Here is a 15,673-nt window from a genome sequence, read left to right as displayed (position 1 = left end):
AGGCCGGGAAGGATTGAAGGGCCGTTCCCTTGGCACCGTCCGTGCTGTCGGTGGGGTGGGGCATGATGGAGGCATGAACCAGGAAGAGCCCTCCACGGACGGCCGGGGCGCCGTGGCTACAGCGCCGATGGGCCAGTTCACCCGGCCCACCCGCGACTGGTTCATGGGAGCCTTCACCGAACCCACCCCCGCCCAGGACGGCGCCTGGAACGCCATCTCCTCGGGCTCGCATGCCCTGGTGGTGGCACCCACCGGGTCCGGTAAAACCCTCGCGGCATTCCTCTGGGCACTGGACCGGCTCCTCTCGGCCGCGCCCCCGGCAGACACCGAAGAAACGGCGGAGGCTGCCGTACCCGCCGCTGCGGCCGGCGCCAAAGGAACCAAAGCCCCGGCGAAAGCCCGCCGTCCCCGGGCACCCAAGCGCAAAACCAAGGTGCTGTACATTTCGCCACTGAAGGCCCTCGGCGTGGACGTCGAACGGAACCTGCGTTCCCCGCTCATCGGCATCACACAGACAGCCAAGCGGCTGGGACTGCCCGCCCCGCTGATCACCGTGGGCGTCCGGTCCGGAGACACCACCACGGCGGACCGCCGGGCGCTGCTGAGCAACCCGCCGGACATCCTCATCACCACGCCCGAGTCCCTGTTCCTCATGCTCACGTCCCGGGCCCGGGAAACTCTCACCGAGGTGGACACCATCATCATCGATGAAGTCCACGCCGTTGCCGGCACCAAGCGCGGAGCCCACCTGGCCGTTTCACTGGAACGCCTGGACGCGCTGCTGCCCAAGCCCGCACAGCGGATCGGACTTTCCGCAACGGTGGAGCCCAAGGAGCTCGTGGCCCAGTTCCTTGCCGGGACCGCTCCCGTCGAAATCGTGGCCCCGCCGTCGAAGAAAAACTGGGACCTTACGGTGTCGGTACCGGTGGAGGACATGTCCGATCTCCAGGGTGCAGCGGGCGCGTTCGACTCCGGCCCGGCCTCCGGGCTGCAGCCGCAGGCGTCCATCTGGCCGCATGTGGAGGAAAAGATCGTTGACCTGGTGCTTGCCAACCAGTCCACCATCGTCTTCGCCAACTCCCGCCGGCTGTCGGAACGGCTGACGGCGCGCCTCAACGAAATCTACGCCGAACGCCAGCTCATGGCCGCGGGCGGCGGCTGGGACGGCCCCCTGGAGGAAGGCACGGAGGTGTTCGGCGCACCGGGCGGTGGCTCCGTGCCGGCGTCGGGCGTGCCTGCCTCTACTGCCACCCCCGCCCACATGATGGCGCAGGCCGGAAGCTCCGCAGGAGCGGACCCGGTGCTGGCCCGCGCCCACCATGGCTCGGTGTCCAAGGACCAACGCGCGCTCATTGAGGACGACCTCAAATCCGGGCGGCTGCGGTGTGTGGTGGCCACGTCCTCCCTGGAACTCGGCATCGACATGGGCGCGGTGGACCTGGTGGTCCAGGTGGAGTCGCCGCCATCTGTGGCCAGCGGCCTGCAGCGTGTGGGACGTGCCGGACACCAGGTGGGCGAAATTTCGCAGGGCGTCCTGTTCCCCAAGCACCGGGCGGATCTGGTGCACACGGCCATCACCGTGGAACGCATGCTGGACGGAAAAATCGAACGCCTCAGCATCCCCGCCAACCCCCTGGACATCCTGGCGCAGCAGACGGTGGCCGCCACCGCCCTGGGCAGCATCGACGTCGAGGAATGGTTCGCCACGGTCCGCCGGTCGGCCCCGTTCGCTTCGCTCCCCCGCTCCGCGTTCGAGGCCACCCTGGACCTGCTGGCCGGCCGCTACCCTTCAGACGAATTCGCCGAACTGCGGCCACGGATCATCTGGGACCGCAACGAAGGGACCATCGAAGGCAGGCCCGGCGCCCAGCGGCTCGCCGTGACCTCCGGCGGAACCATCCCGGACCGCGGCCTGTTCGGCGTCTACATCATCGGCACGGAGATGGAGGGCTCGGCTTCCCCGTCGGAGGACGGCAAGCCGGCTCCGGCCCCCAAAGGTGGGCGGCGCGTGGGCGAACTGGACGAGGAGATGGTGTACGAATCCCGCGTGGGTGACGTGTTCGCGCTCGGTGCCACCAGCTGGAAGATCGAGGACATCACCCACGACCGCGTGCTGGTCTCCCCGGCCTTTGGCCAGCCCGGCAAGCTGCCCTTCTGGAAGGGTGATTCTCTGGGCCGGCCGGTGGACCTGGGCCGCGCCCTCGGCGCCTTCGTGCGCGAGCTGTCAGCCTCCGACGCCGGACCAGCCGCGGAACGCTGCCAGGCCAGCGGGCTGGACGCCTTCGCCGCCAACAACCTCATCCAGTACCTCTCCGAACAGAAGCAGGCCACCGAAGTGGTCCCCAGCGACACCACCCTGGTGGTGGAACGGTTCCACGACGAACTCGGCGACTGGCGCGTGATCCTGCACAGCCCCTTCGGCATGCCGGTCCATGCACCGTGGGCACTGGCCGTGGGCCAGCGGCTCCACCAGCGGTACGGCCTGGATGGCTCTGCCATGGCCGCCGACGACGGCATCGTGCTGCGGGTGCCGATGATGGAGGACGAGCCCCCGGGCGCAGAGCTGTTCCTCTTCGACCCCGAGGAACTGGAGCAGATCGTCACGGCCGAGGTAGGCGGCAGCGCCCTGTTTGCCTCACGGTTCCGAGAGTGTGCGGCCCGTGCCCTCCTGCTGCCGCGGCAGACCCCCGGCAAGCGGCAGCCCCTGTGGCAGCAGCGGCAGCGGTCCGCCCAGCTGCTGGATGTCGCACGGAAATACCCCACGTTCCCCATCGTCCTGGAGACCGTCCGGGAATGCCTCCAGGACGTCTACGACCTTCCGGCGCTGAAGGACATCGCGGCCGCCGTTGAACGCCGCGAACTGCGGGTGGTGCAGACCACCACACAGCAGCCGTCGCCGTTCGCCAAGTCCCTGCTCTTCGGCTACGTTGCCCAATTCCTGTATGAGGGCGATTCCCCGCTGGCGGAGCGGCGCGCCGCTGCGCTGGCTTTGGACTCCACCCTCCTGAACGAGCTTTTGGGCCGGGTGGAGCTGCGCGAGCTCCTGGATGCCAAGGTCATCGACGCCACCGAACGCGAACTGCAGCGGCTGGTGCCGGACCGCAGGGTGCGGGGACTTGAGGGTGTGGCCGACCTCCTGCGGCTCCTTGGCCCGCTGGACCCGGACGAGGCCGCCGCCCGGTTGGAGCCCGCAGCCGGAGCTGAGCCTGCAACGGCCGGGGAGCCCGGCGAGACCCCGGTAGCTGGGCCCGGCGGGACCCCTGCAGCTCAGGCCGAAGCCGATTTTGCCGACGACCCGGTGCCTGAGCCTGCTGAGACTACGCCGATCCACACCGCCCCGGCCACTGTTGAGGAAGCCACCGCCCACCTCGTGGCACTGCAGCGGGCCAACCGCGCCATCAAGGTCAACATCGGCGGCGCCGAACGGTTCGCTGCCGTGGAGGATGCGGCCCGCCTTCGTGATGCCATCGGTGTTCCGTTGCCCATGGGTGTGCCGTTGGCGTTTATCGAGCCTGTGGCGGACCCGCTGGGCGACCTTGTGTCCCGCTACGCCCGCACGCACGGGCCCTTCACCGCTGCTGAAGCCGCCGCCCGGCTGGGACTGGGCGTCGCTGTGGTGGTCACCGCCCTTAAACGCCTTGCCGATGACGGCCGCGTGGTGGAAGGCGAGTTCCGGCCGCACGCAACGCCCGCCGCAGCCGGGCCGGAGTCCGCACCAACCGGCGGGGAGGACGACGGGCTTGCGGACGGGGACGGACGGCAGGGAGAGATCCTACGCGAAGCCGTTCACACAGCAGTCAGCGAATGGTGTGACGCCGAAGTGCTGCGGAAGCTCCGGCGGCGGTCCCTGGCCGCACTGCGCGCCGAAGTGGAACCCGTGGACGCCGCCGCTTACGGCCGTTTCCTTCCTGCTTGGCAAAACGTCCGGATCCCGGGCGGCGGGCGGGGGCAGCCGGCACTGCGGGGGCTGGACGGCATCGTCACCGCCATCGACCAGCTGTCCGGCGTTCCCATCCCGGCATCAGCCTGGGAACCCCTGATCCTGGCCGGCAGGGTGTCCAACTACCAGCCCGCCATGCTGGACGAACTCATGGCGGCCGGCGAAGTCCTCTGGTCCGGAGCCGGTGCCCTGCCCGGAAATGACGGCTGGATCAGCCTGCACCTGGCCGACTCCGCGGAGCTGACGCTGAACCCTGCACCGGACTACGAACCGGGTGATGCCGGCCTGCGGCTACTCGACCATCTCCGGAACAACGGCGGCGGATACTTTTTCCGCCAGCTCACGGAGGTTGCAGGGGGCATGGACTCGGTGCTCAGCGACCAGGAAGTGGTGTCCGCCCTCTGGGATCTCGCCTGGGCCGGACGGGTCACCGGTGACACCTTCGCGCCCGTCCGGTCGCTGATCGCGGGCGGCCATACGGCCCACCGCCAGGTGGCGAAGGCCCCCCGGTCCAGGGCTCCGCGGCTGAACAGGCTGGGCCGCTCCCACGGCACGGGGCTGATGGGCTCAGCGGGCCTGGCCGGCGGGCGGTACGGTTCCCAGGGTGCAGCCGCCACTCCCCCTATGGCTGCCGGACGCTGGTCCGCCCTGCCGCAGCCGGAACTGGATGCCACCATCCATGCCCGGGCTACGGCCGAGCTCCTGCTGGACAGGTATGGGGTGGTGACCCGTGGTTCGGTCATGGCGGAGCAGATCCTGGGTGGCTTCGGCCTGATGTACAAGGTCCTGGCCAGGCTCGAGGAAGCCGGCCGGTGCCGCCGCGGGTACTTCATCGAACACCTCGGTGCGGCACAGTTCGCTGTCCCGGCCACGGTGGACCGGCTGCGCTCGTACGCGGAGGATAGCGAGATCGCCAAACCCGAACCCGTGGCCCTTGCCCTGGCCGCCACGGATCCTGCGAATCCCTACGGCGCTGCCCTGCCCTGGCCGGCCCTGCGGGACGATGCCGGCACCGGACACCGGCCGGGCCGCAAAGCCGGAGCCCTGGTGGTGCTGGTGGACGGCGCCCTGGTCCTCTACGTGGAGCGGGGCGGCAAGACACTGCTGGCGTTCTCCGACGACCCCGCCGTCCTTGATGCTGCCGGAGCAGCACTGGTGGGCGTGGTCACCCGCGGAGCCGTGGACAAACTGATTATGGAAAAAGTGAACGGCCAGGGGATCCTGGACACCCCCATTGCAGCTGCCCTGAGCGCTGCCGGCGCCTACTCAACCCCCAAAGGTCTGAGGATCCGTGCCTGAGGGAGATTCGGTCTGGCGGGCCGCCCGGCAACTGCACGAGGCGCTGGCCGGCCAGACACTGACGGCCTCGGACTTCCGGGTGCCTCGCTTCGCCACGCTGAACCTCACCGGGTGGACTGTGACGGAGGTTGTCCCGCGGGGCAAGCACCTGCTCATGCGGGTGAAGGGGCCAGGGGACAAGGCCCTCACCATTCACTCCCATCTGAAGATGGAAGGCACATGGCAGGTCTACCCGCCCGGTGGCAGGTGGCGGAAACCCGGCTTTACCGCGCGGTGCGTGCTGCGCACTGCGGCCGCGGACGCCGTCGGCTTCTCCCTGGGCATCCTGGAAGTGGTGGCGACTGCGAACGAGGACTCCATCGTGGGGTTTCTTGGTCCGGACCTCCTGGGCCCGGACTGGGACCTGGACGAAGCCGAGCGCCGGCTCCTGGCACGGCCGGAGGTTCCCATCGGCGTGGCCATCCTGGACCAGAGCAACCTCGCCGGCATCGGGAACATCTACCGCTGCGAGGCCTGCTTCCTCTCCGGCGTACATCCCGCCACACCCGTGTCCGGGGTGGCGGAGCTGCGCACCCTGATGACGGACGCCAAGCAGCTCCTGGAAGCAAACCTGGGCCCAGGCCGCCGCGTCACCATCCTCAACGCCCGCGGCATGCCGGTGGGCCGGATGGCCGGGAGGCCCGGCTACTGGGTGTACCGCCGGGACCAGCACCCGTGCCTCAAATGCGGTACGCCCGTGCGGCGCGGACTGCTGGGGAAACTGAACGGCGAAGAGGAACGCGACATCTACTTTTGCCCGAAGTGCCAGCCCGTCCCGGAATAACTGGTTTCGCCGGCGGCTTCCGGGCCTCCATCCAGCTGCTCGTCCGAAGGCGCCACCCGGGCCACTTTCGGCGCACCGGCCGGAACCATGAACCAGGGCAGCAGCAGCTGTACCAGCGGCCCGATCGCCAGAGCATAGAGCACGGTTCCCACGCCAACTGACCCGCCCAACAGCCAGCCTGCTGCTAGGACTGCCACCTCGATGAGGGTGCGGGACAACCGGACGGACCACCCTGTGCGGCGCGCGAGTCCGGTCATCAGGCCGTCGCGGGCCCCCGGCCCAAACCTGGCTCCGATGTAGCACGCTGAGGCGATTGCGTTCAGGAGAACGGCGCCGGCCAGCATGCCCAGCTGTCCGGCAAGGTTGGACAGCGAGGGAATCAGCGCCAGTCCGACGTCGGCGAAGACACCCACCAGGATGGCGTTGCAGAGGGTGCCGAAGCCGGGCCGCTGGCGCAGCGGAATCCACAGCAGGAGCACCAGGAAACTGACGATGATGACCACGGCGCCGATACTCAAACCGGTCCGGTTGGCCACGCCCTGGTGGAACACGTCCCAGGGGTCCAGGCCCAGCCCGGCGCGAATGAAAAGGGCCAGCGAGATGCCGTACATGGCAAGGCCGGTAAAAAGTTGAACGAGTCTGCGGAGCATCATTGGTCCACCCTCCCATTCAACTGGCATTGATTTACATAGCCAGTTTGAGATACTGGCTACATGGCTCCCTCCCTTGGCGCAGCAGCACTCGGCCGCATGCTCGGCACCTGGCACCACGGCGGCGCCCCCGCTTACCGGGAACTGGCCGATGTACTCCGGCTCCTGATCCTGGACGGCCGTGTACCGCTCGACACTGCGCTCCCCAGCGAGCGCGCCCTGTGCACCGCACTGGGCGTCAGCCGCACCACTGTCACCGCGGCCTACTCCGCCCTGCGTGAGCAAGGGTTCCTCAGCAGCGGACAGGGCAGCCGCGGCAGGACGCGCATCCCGGAGCGGACCGCCTTCGGCCCAGCCCTCTACAGCCCGCAAACTTCGGCCACTCCCGCCCTGACGGCTCCCGGCCTGGCCGCGCCCGAAGGGCTGATCGACCTTGCCTACTCGGCGCTCCCGGCCAGCGGCGAGGTGGTGCATCGGGCCTTCGCTGCGGCGCTGACGGAACTGCCGGCGCTGCTGCCGGGATTCGGGTACGACGCCGTGGGGATCCTGCCGCTTCGCCAGGCCATTGCCGACAGGTATGCGGCGGCCGGCGTGCCCACCGGTCCCGAGCAGATCATGGTCACGTCCGGGGCGCAGCATGCGCTGACCATCATCATCCGCACCCTGGCCGACCGGCAGGACAAAGTCCTGGTGGAACACCCCAGCTACCCCAACGCGCTGGACGCCATCCGTGCTGCCCGCTGCCGGCCCGTGCCGGTGGGTTTCGCGGAGTCCGGCTGGGACCTGCCGGCGTTGGAAGCCGCCCTGGCGCAGCAGCGTCCCAAGATCGCCTACCTCGTTCCCGACTTCCACAACCCCACGGGCATGATGATGCCCGATGCCCAGCGCCGCCGGCTGGTAGCGGCTGCTGCCGCAGCAGGAACCGTACTGATCGCCGATGAGACACTGCGGGAGTTGAACCTCGACGGCGTCCGCTCCACTCCCCTGGCCGGCTTCGGCAGTGCGGTGGTTTCCGTGGGGTCGCTGAGCAAGTCCCACTGGGGCGGCCTGCGCACGGGCTGGATCCGCGCCTCCGAGACGATGATCCAGCGGTTCACTGCGGCCCGGAGCATCCTGGACCTGGGCGGACCGGTCATGGAACAGCTGGCCGCAGCCCACCTGGTGCGGGCCCTGGACGAGCCATTGCCGGCCCTGCTGGACACCCTCCGGGACAACCGTGCCGCGCTGCTGGAACTGCTGCGGGAGCATCTGCCGGCATGGCACACAGCGTCACCTTCCGGCGGCCTGTCGGTGTGGTGCAGGCTACCGGCCCCCGTCAGTACGGCCCTGACCGTGATCGCCCCGGACTACGGGATCAGGCTGGCCGCCGGGCCCCGGTTTGGGATCGGAGGCGCCTTTGAGCGGTACCTGCGGCTCCCCTTCACCCTGCCGCCCACCAAACTCGAGGCCGCCGCGCTGGCCCTGCGGGCCGCCCAGGACAGACTCGATGCCGCACCCCAGCTGCGGCGCTCACTGACCCAGGCCCCCGCCGTCGCCATTGCCTGACCGCGGCCGCCGAAGAGATCGCCGAAATCGCTGGAACGGTGCCGAATCGCCGTAGCGGCGGAACAGCGTCCCCGCAGCGTTCCAGCGATCCGGCAGCTCATGCGGCCATGGCGGGCAACGGCCCGGCCAGGCTAGGCGTAGACGCGCTCCAGGAATCCGCTCCAGGCCTTGGCCGTGGTCTCAGAATCGCCGGCGCCGCTGAAATCGTGCACCGTCATGCCCACGGGGGCGCCCCACGCGTTGCGGCCGAAGAACCTGTAGAGGGCGTCCTCCGTGCGCAGTCCGAGGAAGTGCTCGTTGGAGAAGTCCACCTCGCCCGCTAGCCGGCCCACGCCGTCGAGCTCTATCTCCACCGGACTGCCCTGCACCGCCGACTCAACGCCCAGCGCCCGGCGGAGCCGTGCAAAGCCGTCCGGCGCCTGGGAGCCAGCGGGCCCCTGGATGTCCGTGAACACCACAGGTTTGCCGTCGAAGTGCTGGAGGTACTGGCCCAGGGTGTGCAGGTAGAACTCGGTGTGGCGGCTGGCGCCGTCGTACTGCTCATCCCAGTTGTCCGCGAAGATCCCGCTGTGGACGTAGTGCAGGCGCGCACGGCCGCCGTCCAGCGGCTCCAGGACGTGCTCCAGCTGGTTGAACCAGCCATCCGGCCCGTCCATCCGGGAAACGAGGTGGGCGGGGTACTCCTCCACGGTTTTCACTGCAGGCCACTGGTCCGTGGGGAACATCCATCCGGGCGTCCCTGCGGTGACAGCCTCCCAGACCCGCTCCGGCGTACCGGGAAGCTCGGTGTCGTAGACGATTTCGAAGTTGCGGTTGTCAGTCATGGCCCTGCTCCTTGGTTGCGGGTTCGTGTGGGGTTTCGGGGGACGGTTTGAGGACGGGATGGAGTGCCACCACCAGGCGGTGGCGCCGTCCGCGGGAGGAGGCGCCGGCGTCGTGGTACTTGTCCACCAGCTGCGTGACGGCGACGCCCAGCTCCTCGGCGAAGGCGGCACGCTCCGCTGCCGTGCGGAAGGTGATCTCGCCCTCGATGGCGAAGGTGGCCAGCTTTTGCCGGGCCGTCGCAGCTCCGGCGATCAGCTTCCCCACTTCCTGGACCATCCGGCCCGCGAGTGCCAGGAGCCAGAACGCCGAGAACCTGTCGGCAAAGCGCCGCGGATCCGGCGACGCGGAAGCCAGGGCCGTGGGTGAGATCAGGTAGGAGGCCGCCGTGGCTTGGAGGACGCGCTCGGTGACGTTGCCCTTGCGCCGCTCCTCCACCAGTTCCACCAGGCCGTGCCGCTCCAGCGATTTGAGGTGGTAGTTCACCTTCTGCCGCGGCAGCCCCACCCGGACCGCCAGTTGCGTGGCGGAGGCGGGCTCTGCCAACTCACGGAGGATGGTGGAGCGGATGGGGTCCAGCGAGGCTTCGGCCGCCGCTGGGTCCTCGATCACTGCAATGTCCAACATGGGTTAAGTGTGCCAACCGACAACTTTTTTTGTCAAGAACTTTTTTGTCGTCGGTACCGCAAGGGGCCCCCAAGCCGCGCCGGTAGAATGGACCGGTGATGCAGTCCCCCCTTCCCGTGCGCGACGGCGTGAATGCCACCCGCCTTCGCCTCCCTGAAGAGGGCCCGTGGGACACCGCCATGGACTACATGATGCACCGCTGGGGCCACATCGATCCGCAGGGCATCGAGGACAGGTTCGACGCCGGCGAGATTGTGGGCGAGGGCGGCGTGCCCCTGAGCCGGAACACCAGGCTCGAAGACCACACCTTCATCTGGTACTACCGCACGCTTCCCCCGGAAACACGAATCCCCGTGGACCTCAGCATCCTGCATCAGGACGAACACCTCCTGGTGGTAGACAAGCCACACTTCCTGCCCACCACCCCCGGCGGCACCTACATCCAGGAATCGGCCCTGGTGCGGCTGCGGAACCAGCTGGAACTGCCGGACCTGATCCCCATGCACCGGCTGGACCGCATGACCGCCGGCGTCCTGCTGTTCTCCACCAACCCGCAGACGCGCGGCAAGTACCAGGTGCTGTTCGAGAAGCGCCAGGTGCAGAAGGAGTACGAGTGCATTTCGGCCGCGGACCCCGCGCCGGGACATCCCGCCGTCGACTTCCCCGTGGTGGTCCGCAACCGGATGACCAAGTCCCGCAGCTACCTGCTGGCCGAGGTGGTGGAGGGCGAGCCGAACGCGGAGACGCGGATTGAGCAGCAGGAAATGCTCGACGGCGGCGCCTCCGCGGGTGCCGACGGCAGCATGGCCGCGGCGCCGGGCAGTCCCGCCCGCCTCGCCCGGTACCGGCTGGAACCGCACACGGGCAAGACCCACCAGCTGCGCGTCCACATGGCCTCACTGGGACTCGGGATCGTCAACGATGCCTTCTACCCCGAGCTGCTGGACAAGGCCCCGGACAACTACGCCAAACCGCTGCAGCTGCTGGCCCGCGGCATCCGGTTCGTGGATCCGATCTCGGGCAGCCCGGTGGAATACCGGAGCAGCCTTGAGCTCAGCGAAACGGTCCGGGCACGCTCGCGGACGGCACCGGAAAACTTCGGGAGTCCTGCGGCCTGACCCCGGCAGCCCGGCCGCCCGGCCGCGGAAGTGCGGTACCTTGTGGCAATGGACTTCGTCAGCGCTGACAGCTGGGGAGAGGCGATCTATTTCTGGATCATCCCCGTGGTCCTTGGCGACGCCATCTTTCCGCCCATCCCGTCCGAAATGGTGGTCATCACCGGCGGCGCGCTCTCCGCCGACGGCAGGGCGAACATTTTCCTGGTGCTGGCCCTCGCCGCCATTGCATCGTGGACGGGCGACATCGTGGTGTTCCAGTTGTTCCGCCGCCGCCTGAGCCATGTGCTGGACCGCTGGAAATGGGGCCGTCGGGTGCATCAGGGCATCCACGTCGGCCTCGCGAAGGCCGGCAGGTCCTCCACCTACGGGGCCATCATCGGTGCCAGGTTCATTCCGGGCGGGCGGCTTGCCACGTCAGCCGCCGCCGGCATTGCCAATGTTTCGGTGCGGGGCTTCAGCCTGTGCGCGGGCCTCGGGGCGGTGCTGTGGGCCTGCTGGCTGGTGGGGCTCGGCTACTTCACGGGATCGGCAACGAAGCTGCCGTTCTGGGCGAGTTCCCTCATCGGTGTGGTGCTCGGCCTGGTGGTGGGCGCCGTCGTCGGAATCATCGTGACCCGCCGCCGCGGCAACCGCTCCCCCGTGGAGGAGCCCGGCCCGCTGGGCTGAACCTTGGCTGGAGTTCTTCTAGTTCAGACAGGCAGCCACTTGCCGCGGCTGCGCCGCAGCACGCTCAGGGAACCTGTCAGCGCAACGCGTTCGACGGCGTCGCGCATCATGGCTGCCGATTCCACCGCCTGCCGGTTCTCGCCGCTGTATTCGGTGGCCTCCACCAGGAAGCGCAGGTTGAGCAGCGGCACACCGCCGGCGATCTGCAGCTGGTGCGACTCGACGTGGTGGCGGGTTCCCAGTGCCTCCACGGCGGCGTCCATGACGGATTCGGGGGCGTTGCCCGGCCGGAGCCCGGTGATCTTCAGGCGGGTCTGGAACGAAGGCATGCCTTCAACCTTATCGAAACGCGCGCTCACATGCCGGGCTTAAACCCGCAACCCCCGCTCACTCTCTTCAGGAGAGTGAGCGGGGGTTGCGGTTTTAGGCACCACACGTGAGCGCGCGTTCCGGGGAGAAGCGCCACTAGTGAGCGCGCGTGGGGTTTAGCCGGTGTTGCGGAGGCCCGCTGCCACACCGTTGACGGTGATGAGCATGGCCCGCTGGAGGCGTTCGTCGATCTCGCCGTTGCTCATGCCCTCGCCGGCTTCCGCGCGGACACGGCGAAGCAGCTCCACCTGAAGGTAGCTGATGGGATCCAGGTACTGGTCGCGGACCTCGAGGGAGCGCTTGAGCGTGGGCTGGGCGTCCAGGAGCACGTGCTCGCCGGTGAGGTTCTGCACCTCGGTCACCGTGAGTTCGTATTCGTCACGGATGGCACGGAAGATGTGGTGCAGCTCCTTGGGGACCAGGGTGTCCACGTAGTAGCCGGCAATGTCCAGGTCCGTTTTGGCGAGCGTCATCTCCACGTTGGAGAGCACAGAGCGGAAGAAGTGCCAGTGCCCGATCATCTCCACCAGCTGCTCAGAGTTGCCGGCCTCGCGGGCGGCTTTGAGGCCTGACCCCACGCCGAACCAGCCGGGGACGATCTGCCGGGACTGGGTCCAGCCGAACACCCACGGGATGGCGCGCAGCCCGCCAAGGCCCGCACCCGAGTCAGGGCGCTTGGACGGGCGGGAGCCGATGTTCAGCGACCCGAGCTGCTCCACCGGGGTGGACGCCATGAAGTACGCCGGCAGGTCCGGGTGGTCGATCAGGCTGCGGTACCGCTCGAAGGCGGCGTCCGAGATGGTTTCCATGACGTGCGCGTAGCGTTCGCGCTGGTCGTCGGAAGTCCGGGGATCGCGGTGCAGCGCCGAGCCCTGGAGCACGGCGGCCAGCGAGAGCTCCAGGTTTTCGCGGGCAAGCTCAGGCAGCGAGTACTTGTCAGAGATGACCTCGCCCTGCTCGGTGAACTTGATTTCGCCTTCCAGGACGCCGTTGGGCTGGGCCAGGATGGCGTCGTAAGTGGGTCCGCCGCCGCGGCCCACGGAACCGCCGCGGCCGTGGAACAGGCGGACGCGGACGCCGTGCTTAGCGGCGATATCACGCAGCTTCCGCTGGGTCTTGTGGATTTCCCACTGGCTGGTCATCACGCCGGATTCCTTGTTGGAGTCCGAGTAGCCCAGCATGACTTCCTGGACGTCCCCGCGCAGCCGCACCAGTTCGCGATAGGAGGGGTCGGAGAGGAGCTGGTCGATGATTTCGGCGGAGGCGCGGAGTTCCTCCACGGTTTCGAGCAGCGGCGCGAACCCCAGCTTGGCGTAGGGCTTCTCGCCGAACAGGTTGACCAGGCCGGCCTCGCGGGCGATCACGGCGGCAGCCAGGACGTCGTCCGCGCCGCGGGTCATGGAGATGATGTAGGTCTCGATGACGTCCGGGCCGTACATGCGCAGGGCCCGGCGGATCTCGCGGAAGACGTCGTATGTGCCGTCGGCGGCGCCGTCGAGCTTGATCGGGTGGCCGGACAGCGGGCGGCGGGAGGCGAGCTCGGAACCCAGTACCTCGAAGCGTTCCTTGCGGCTCAGTTCGGCGTAGTGCAGCCCGGGTCCGCCGATGCGGTCCATGAGCTGCCCGACGGCGTCGTGGTGGTGGTCGGCGTGCTCTCGGATGTCGAGGGTGGCCAGGTGCAGGCCGAAGGACGCGATGGCCCGGCGGACCCGGGCGAGGGCGCCGTCGGCAGCCAGCGACGCCGAGTGGTTGCGGAGCGAGAGTTCCAGCAGGTCGAGGTCTGCCAGGAGTTCGTCCGTGCTGCTGTAGTCGCGGCCGTGCTCGTGGTTCGAGTTCGCCACGACGCGCTTGCCGGTGTTGATCAGCTTGGCCTTGATGCAGGTCAGCTTCAGCCGGTAGGGCTCCTGGGCGTTCAGTTCAAGGACGCGCTTGTCCAGGCCGGGGAGCTTCTTCAGGTCGGCGTCGATGGAGTCCAGCAGCACCTGGTCCGCGCCGGCGAGCGCCGTGGAGTTGGAGAGGATGGAGATCAGTTCGTCGATCATGCCGATGCTGATGCGGATGGCGTTCTGGTTCTGGATCTGGAGGATCTCGCGGGTGACCGCTGCCGTCACGTTGGGGTTGCCGTCACGATCACCGCCGATCCAGGAGCCGAACTTCACCGGGGCGTCCTGCGCGGCCAGGGTGACGCCGTGTTCGCCCAGGAGTTCGGACAGCTCGGACAGCATTTCCGGCATGGCATCGGTGAGGATGCCGCCCAGGTAGTAGATGGCGTTCCGGGCCTCGTCCACCGGGGTGGGGCGGACCTGGCGAAGCTCGTCGGTCTGCCACATCTGGTCGATGATTTCGGCCAGCTGCCGGTCCTGGCGGCGGCGCGCTGTGGTGCCCTCGATGGTGGGCTGGGCCAGGACGTCGGAGAGCTTGCGGATCTTGTCCAGCACCGAGCGGCGGGAGGCCTCGGTGGGGTGGGCGGTGAAGATGGGGCGGACGTCCAGTCCATTGACCACTTCCTGCAGCACCTCGGGTCCGGCCTGGCCGGCGATCTCCGCTACCGTCTTGGCCAGCCAGCCATCCTTCTCCGCGCGGGTGCGCAGGCCACGGACACGGTGGACCTGTTCGGCGGCGTTGGCCAGGTGAAAATAGAACGCGAAGGCCCGCACCAGGTCTGTTGCCTGCTCAATCGGCAGGGAGCCCAGGAGTTCGCGGACCTGGGCGACGACGTCGTGCGCGCTCCACGGGCCGGTGGCGTCGGCGCCGCCGCGGGCAGCCTCCTTGGATTCCTTTGTGAGGAGGCGGACCTGCTCCACGAGGTCAAGGAGCTCGGGCCCGTGCTGGCGGACCAGGGATTCGCCCAGCAGGGTGGAGACCCGGCGGACGTCTGCCCTGAGTTCGGAGGCAAGATCGGATTCGGGGTGTGCTGCAGTGTGAGCCATGGAAGCAATCTTTCGAGGGTTTCGGACTTGGCTCGTACACTGCGCTGGATACTGTGAGCCACGTTACTAGCAGAAGATGCTACCCCTTTGGCACGGCGAAGGCAGAATGTGTCTCAGACTGTGTCACCCGCCCCGCACCACCTTGAAGTTGAAATCCGGGGTGCCCAGGACCCCGAAGAGGCGCAGCCACAGCGGAAGCACCATCTCCGCCCCGCGGGCTGACGTGATATCGCCAAGGTCGATGATGTCCCGGTGGCCCAGCGCCTGCAGCAGCCCTGTGACTTGGGCTTTGGCCTCGCTGTCGTCGCCTGAGACGAACACTGAATGCTCACCGTCCGCCAGCCTTCCCCGGGTCAACCATCAGTCCCGCGTTCATGGTGTTGAGGGTCTTGACCACCCTCGCGTCCGGGAAGGCCCGCTGGATCCGTTCCCCCAGGCTTTCGGTGTTGACCGGGTTCAGGACGGGCGGCATTCCCTGCGAGAAGTCGAGCGGGTTGGACACGTCCAGCAGGACCTTCCCGGCCAGGTTGGCGCCCCCGGCGGCAGCAAGGGCCGCAAGCGATGCGGCACCGTTGGTGGCATTGACCACCACTTCGCCTTCTTCCGCGGCTGCGGCGAACGTTTCCAGCCGGATGCTTTGGTGCGCCGCCTGCCACTCGTTGAATGGCTGCCCGCCCATGGGGCCAGGCTCCGTACGGCGGGCAGTCTCCGCAGGATCCCTGGTTCCCATCACCACGTCATGTCCCAGGGAGCTGAACGCCGCGGCGAGCGTCCGGCCCACGGTGCCGGTTCCAAAGACTGCGATTTTCATGATTTCTCCTGCTCGCCGGATCCCTGTCCCCTTGCCTCAAGAGCGTACCTTCGCTGGCCGGCGCCGCAAGGGG

Annotated in this window: 12 protein-coding genes; 5 read left to right on the top strand and 7 right to left on the bottom strand. The window is 68.4% G+C overall.

Features of this window, described 5'->3' with window-relative positions:
- Positions 1 to 73: 73 nt before the first annotated feature.
- A complete protein-coding gene (locus ACFV4R_RS07755) occupies positions 74 to 5,239 on the top strand; it encodes a DEAD/DEAH box helicase (RefSeq protein ID WP_377201812.1) in 5,166 nt (1,721 codons plus the stop codon).
- Positions 5,232 to 6,062, top strand: coding sequence for an Fpg/Nei family DNA glycosylase (locus ACFV4R_RS07750; RefSeq protein WP_377201811.1), 831 nt, complete (start codon positions 5,232 to 5,234; stop codon positions 6,060 to 6,062). The genes ACFV4R_RS07755 and ACFV4R_RS07750 overlap by 8 nt, the downstream gene beginning before the upstream one ends.
- Here ACFV4R_RS07750 and ACFV4R_RS07745 read toward each other — a convergent pair.
- The gene (locus ACFV4R_RS07745; protein ID WP_377201810.1) at positions 6,026 to 6,715 is read right to left on the bottom strand and encodes a YitT family protein; all 690 of its coding nucleotides are present in this window, start codon (positions 6,713 to 6,715) and stop codon (positions 6,026 to 6,028) included. The two genes, ACFV4R_RS07750 and ACFV4R_RS07745, sit on opposite strands and share 37 nt — an antisense overlap.
- 60 nt (positions 6,716 to 6,775) lie before the next feature.
- On the opposite strand from ACFV4R_RS07745, the gene ACFV4R_RS07740 reads away from it, so the two are divergent.
- A complete protein-coding gene (locus ACFV4R_RS07740) occupies positions 6,776 to 8,257 on the top strand; it encodes a PLP-dependent aminotransferase family protein (protein ID WP_377201809.1) in 1,482 nt (493 codons plus the stop codon).
- Between the two features lie 131 nt (positions 8,258 to 8,388).
- On the opposite strand, the gene ACFV4R_RS07735 is transcribed toward ACFV4R_RS07740, so the two are convergent.
- Both ACFV4R_RS07735 and ACFV4R_RS07730 read right to left on the bottom strand, forming a co-directional pair.
- Positions 8,389 to 9,081, bottom strand: a complete 693-nt coding sequence (locus ACFV4R_RS07735) for an SRPBCC domain-containing protein (RefSeq protein WP_377201808.1) — start codon at positions 9,079 to 9,081, stop codon at positions 8,389 to 8,391.
- On the bottom strand, positions 9,074 to 9,706 hold the full coding sequence (locus ACFV4R_RS07730; RefSeq protein WP_377201807.1) for an ArsR/SmtB family transcription factor: 633 nt from the start codon (positions 9,704 to 9,706) through the stop codon (positions 9,074 to 9,076). Before ACFV4R_RS07730 ends, ACFV4R_RS07735 begins: the two co-directional genes overlap by 8 nt.
- A 98-nt stretch (positions 9,707 to 9,804) precedes the next feature.
- Here ACFV4R_RS07730 and ACFV4R_RS07725 point away from each other — a divergent pair, with 98 nt between their 5' ends.
- Complete coding sequence (locus tag ACFV4R_RS07725) at positions 9,805 to 10,824, top strand: RluA family pseudouridine synthase (RefSeq protein ID WP_377201877.1); 1,020 nt, start codon at positions 9,805 to 9,807, stop codon at positions 10,822 to 10,824.
- A 48-nt stretch (positions 10,825 to 10,872) separates the two neighbouring features.
- Positions 10,873 to 11,490: a DedA family protein gene (locus ACFV4R_RS07720; protein WP_377201806.1), complete on the top strand. Its 618-nt coding sequence runs from the start codon at positions 10,873 to 10,875 to the stop codon at positions 11,488 to 11,490.
- 23 nt (positions 11,491 to 11,513) lie between these two features.
- Here ACFV4R_RS07720 and ACFV4R_RS07715 read toward each other — a convergent pair whose 3' ends face one another.
- The 4 genes from ACFV4R_RS07715 to ACFV4R_RS07700 form a co-directional block, all read right to left on the bottom strand.
- On the bottom strand, positions 11,514 to 11,819 hold the full coding sequence (locus tag ACFV4R_RS07715; protein WP_056077060.1) for a hypothetical protein: 306 nt from the start codon (positions 11,817 to 11,819) through the stop codon (positions 11,514 to 11,516).
- Between the two features lie 156 nt (positions 11,820 to 11,975).
- The gene (ppc, locus tag ACFV4R_RS07710) at positions 11,976 to 14,789 is read right to left on the bottom strand and encodes a phosphoenolpyruvate carboxylase (RefSeq protein WP_377201805.1); all 2,814 of its coding nucleotides are present in this window, start codon (positions 14,787 to 14,789) and stop codon (positions 11,976 to 11,978) included.
- Positions 14,790 to 14,912: 123 nt separating this feature from the next.
- Positions 14,913 to 15,110, bottom strand: a complete 198-nt coding sequence (locus ACFV4R_RS07705; protein WP_377201804.1) for a hypothetical protein — start codon at positions 15,108 to 15,110, stop codon at positions 14,913 to 14,915.
- Between the two features lie 7 nt (positions 15,111 to 15,117).
- Entirely contained in the window at positions 15,118 to 15,600 is a 483-nt protein-coding gene (locus tag ACFV4R_RS07700) for an NADPH-dependent F420 reductase (RefSeq protein ID WP_377201803.1), read from the bottom strand.
- Between the last annotated feature and the right edge of the window lie 73 nt (positions 15,601 to 15,673).

It is taken from the genome of Pseudarthrobacter sp. NPDC059871, from assembly GCF_042731175.1.
Taxonomy (GTDB): Bacteria; Actinomycetota; Actinomycetes; order Actinomycetales; family Micrococcaceae; genus Arthrobacter.
Note: the sequence above shows the minus strand (reverse complement) of the source record. Positions and strands in the feature narration are given on the sequence as shown.

Bases quoted from the DNA above. Each gene is read 5' to 3' on its own strand.
- ACFV4R_RS07755 (WP_377201812.1), top strand. From the start codon at position 74: ATGAACCAGGAAGAGCCCTCCACGGACGGCCGGGGCGCCGTGGCTACA.
- ACFV4R_RS07745 (WP_377201810.1), bottom strand. From the start codon at position 6,715: ATGATGCTCCGCAGACTCGTTCAACTTTTTACCGGCCTTGCCATGTAC.
- ACFV4R_RS07740 (WP_377201809.1), top strand. From the start codon at position 6,776: ATGGCTCCCTCCCTTGGCGCAGCAGCACTCGGCCGCATGCTCGGCACC.
- ACFV4R_RS07735 (WP_377201808.1), bottom strand. From the start codon at position 9,081: ATGACTGACAACCGCAACTTCGAAATCGTCTACGACACCGAGCTTCCC.
- ACFV4R_RS07730 (WP_377201807.1), bottom strand. From the start codon at position 9,706: ATGTTGGACATTGCAGTGATCGAGGACCCAGCGGCGGCCGAAGCCTCG.
- ACFV4R_RS07725 (WP_377201877.1), top strand. From the start codon at position 9,805: ATGCAGTCCCCCCTTCCCGTGCGCGACGGCGTGAATGCCACCCGCCTT.
- ACFV4R_RS07720 (WP_377201806.1), top strand. From the start codon at position 10,873: ATGGACTTCGTCAGCGCTGACAGCTGGGGAGAGGCGATCTATTTCTGG.
- ACFV4R_RS07715 (WP_056077060.1), bottom strand. From the start codon at position 11,819: ATGCCTTCGTTCCAGACCCGCCTGAAGATCACCGGGCTCCGGCCGGGC.
- ppc (WP_377201805.1), bottom strand. From the start codon at position 14,789: ATGGCTCACACTGCAGCACACCCCGAATCCGATCTTGCCTCCGAACTC.
- ACFV4R_RS07700 (WP_377201803.1), bottom strand. From the start codon at position 15,600: ATGAAAATCGCAGTCTTTGGAACCGGCACCGTGGGCCGGACGCTCGCC.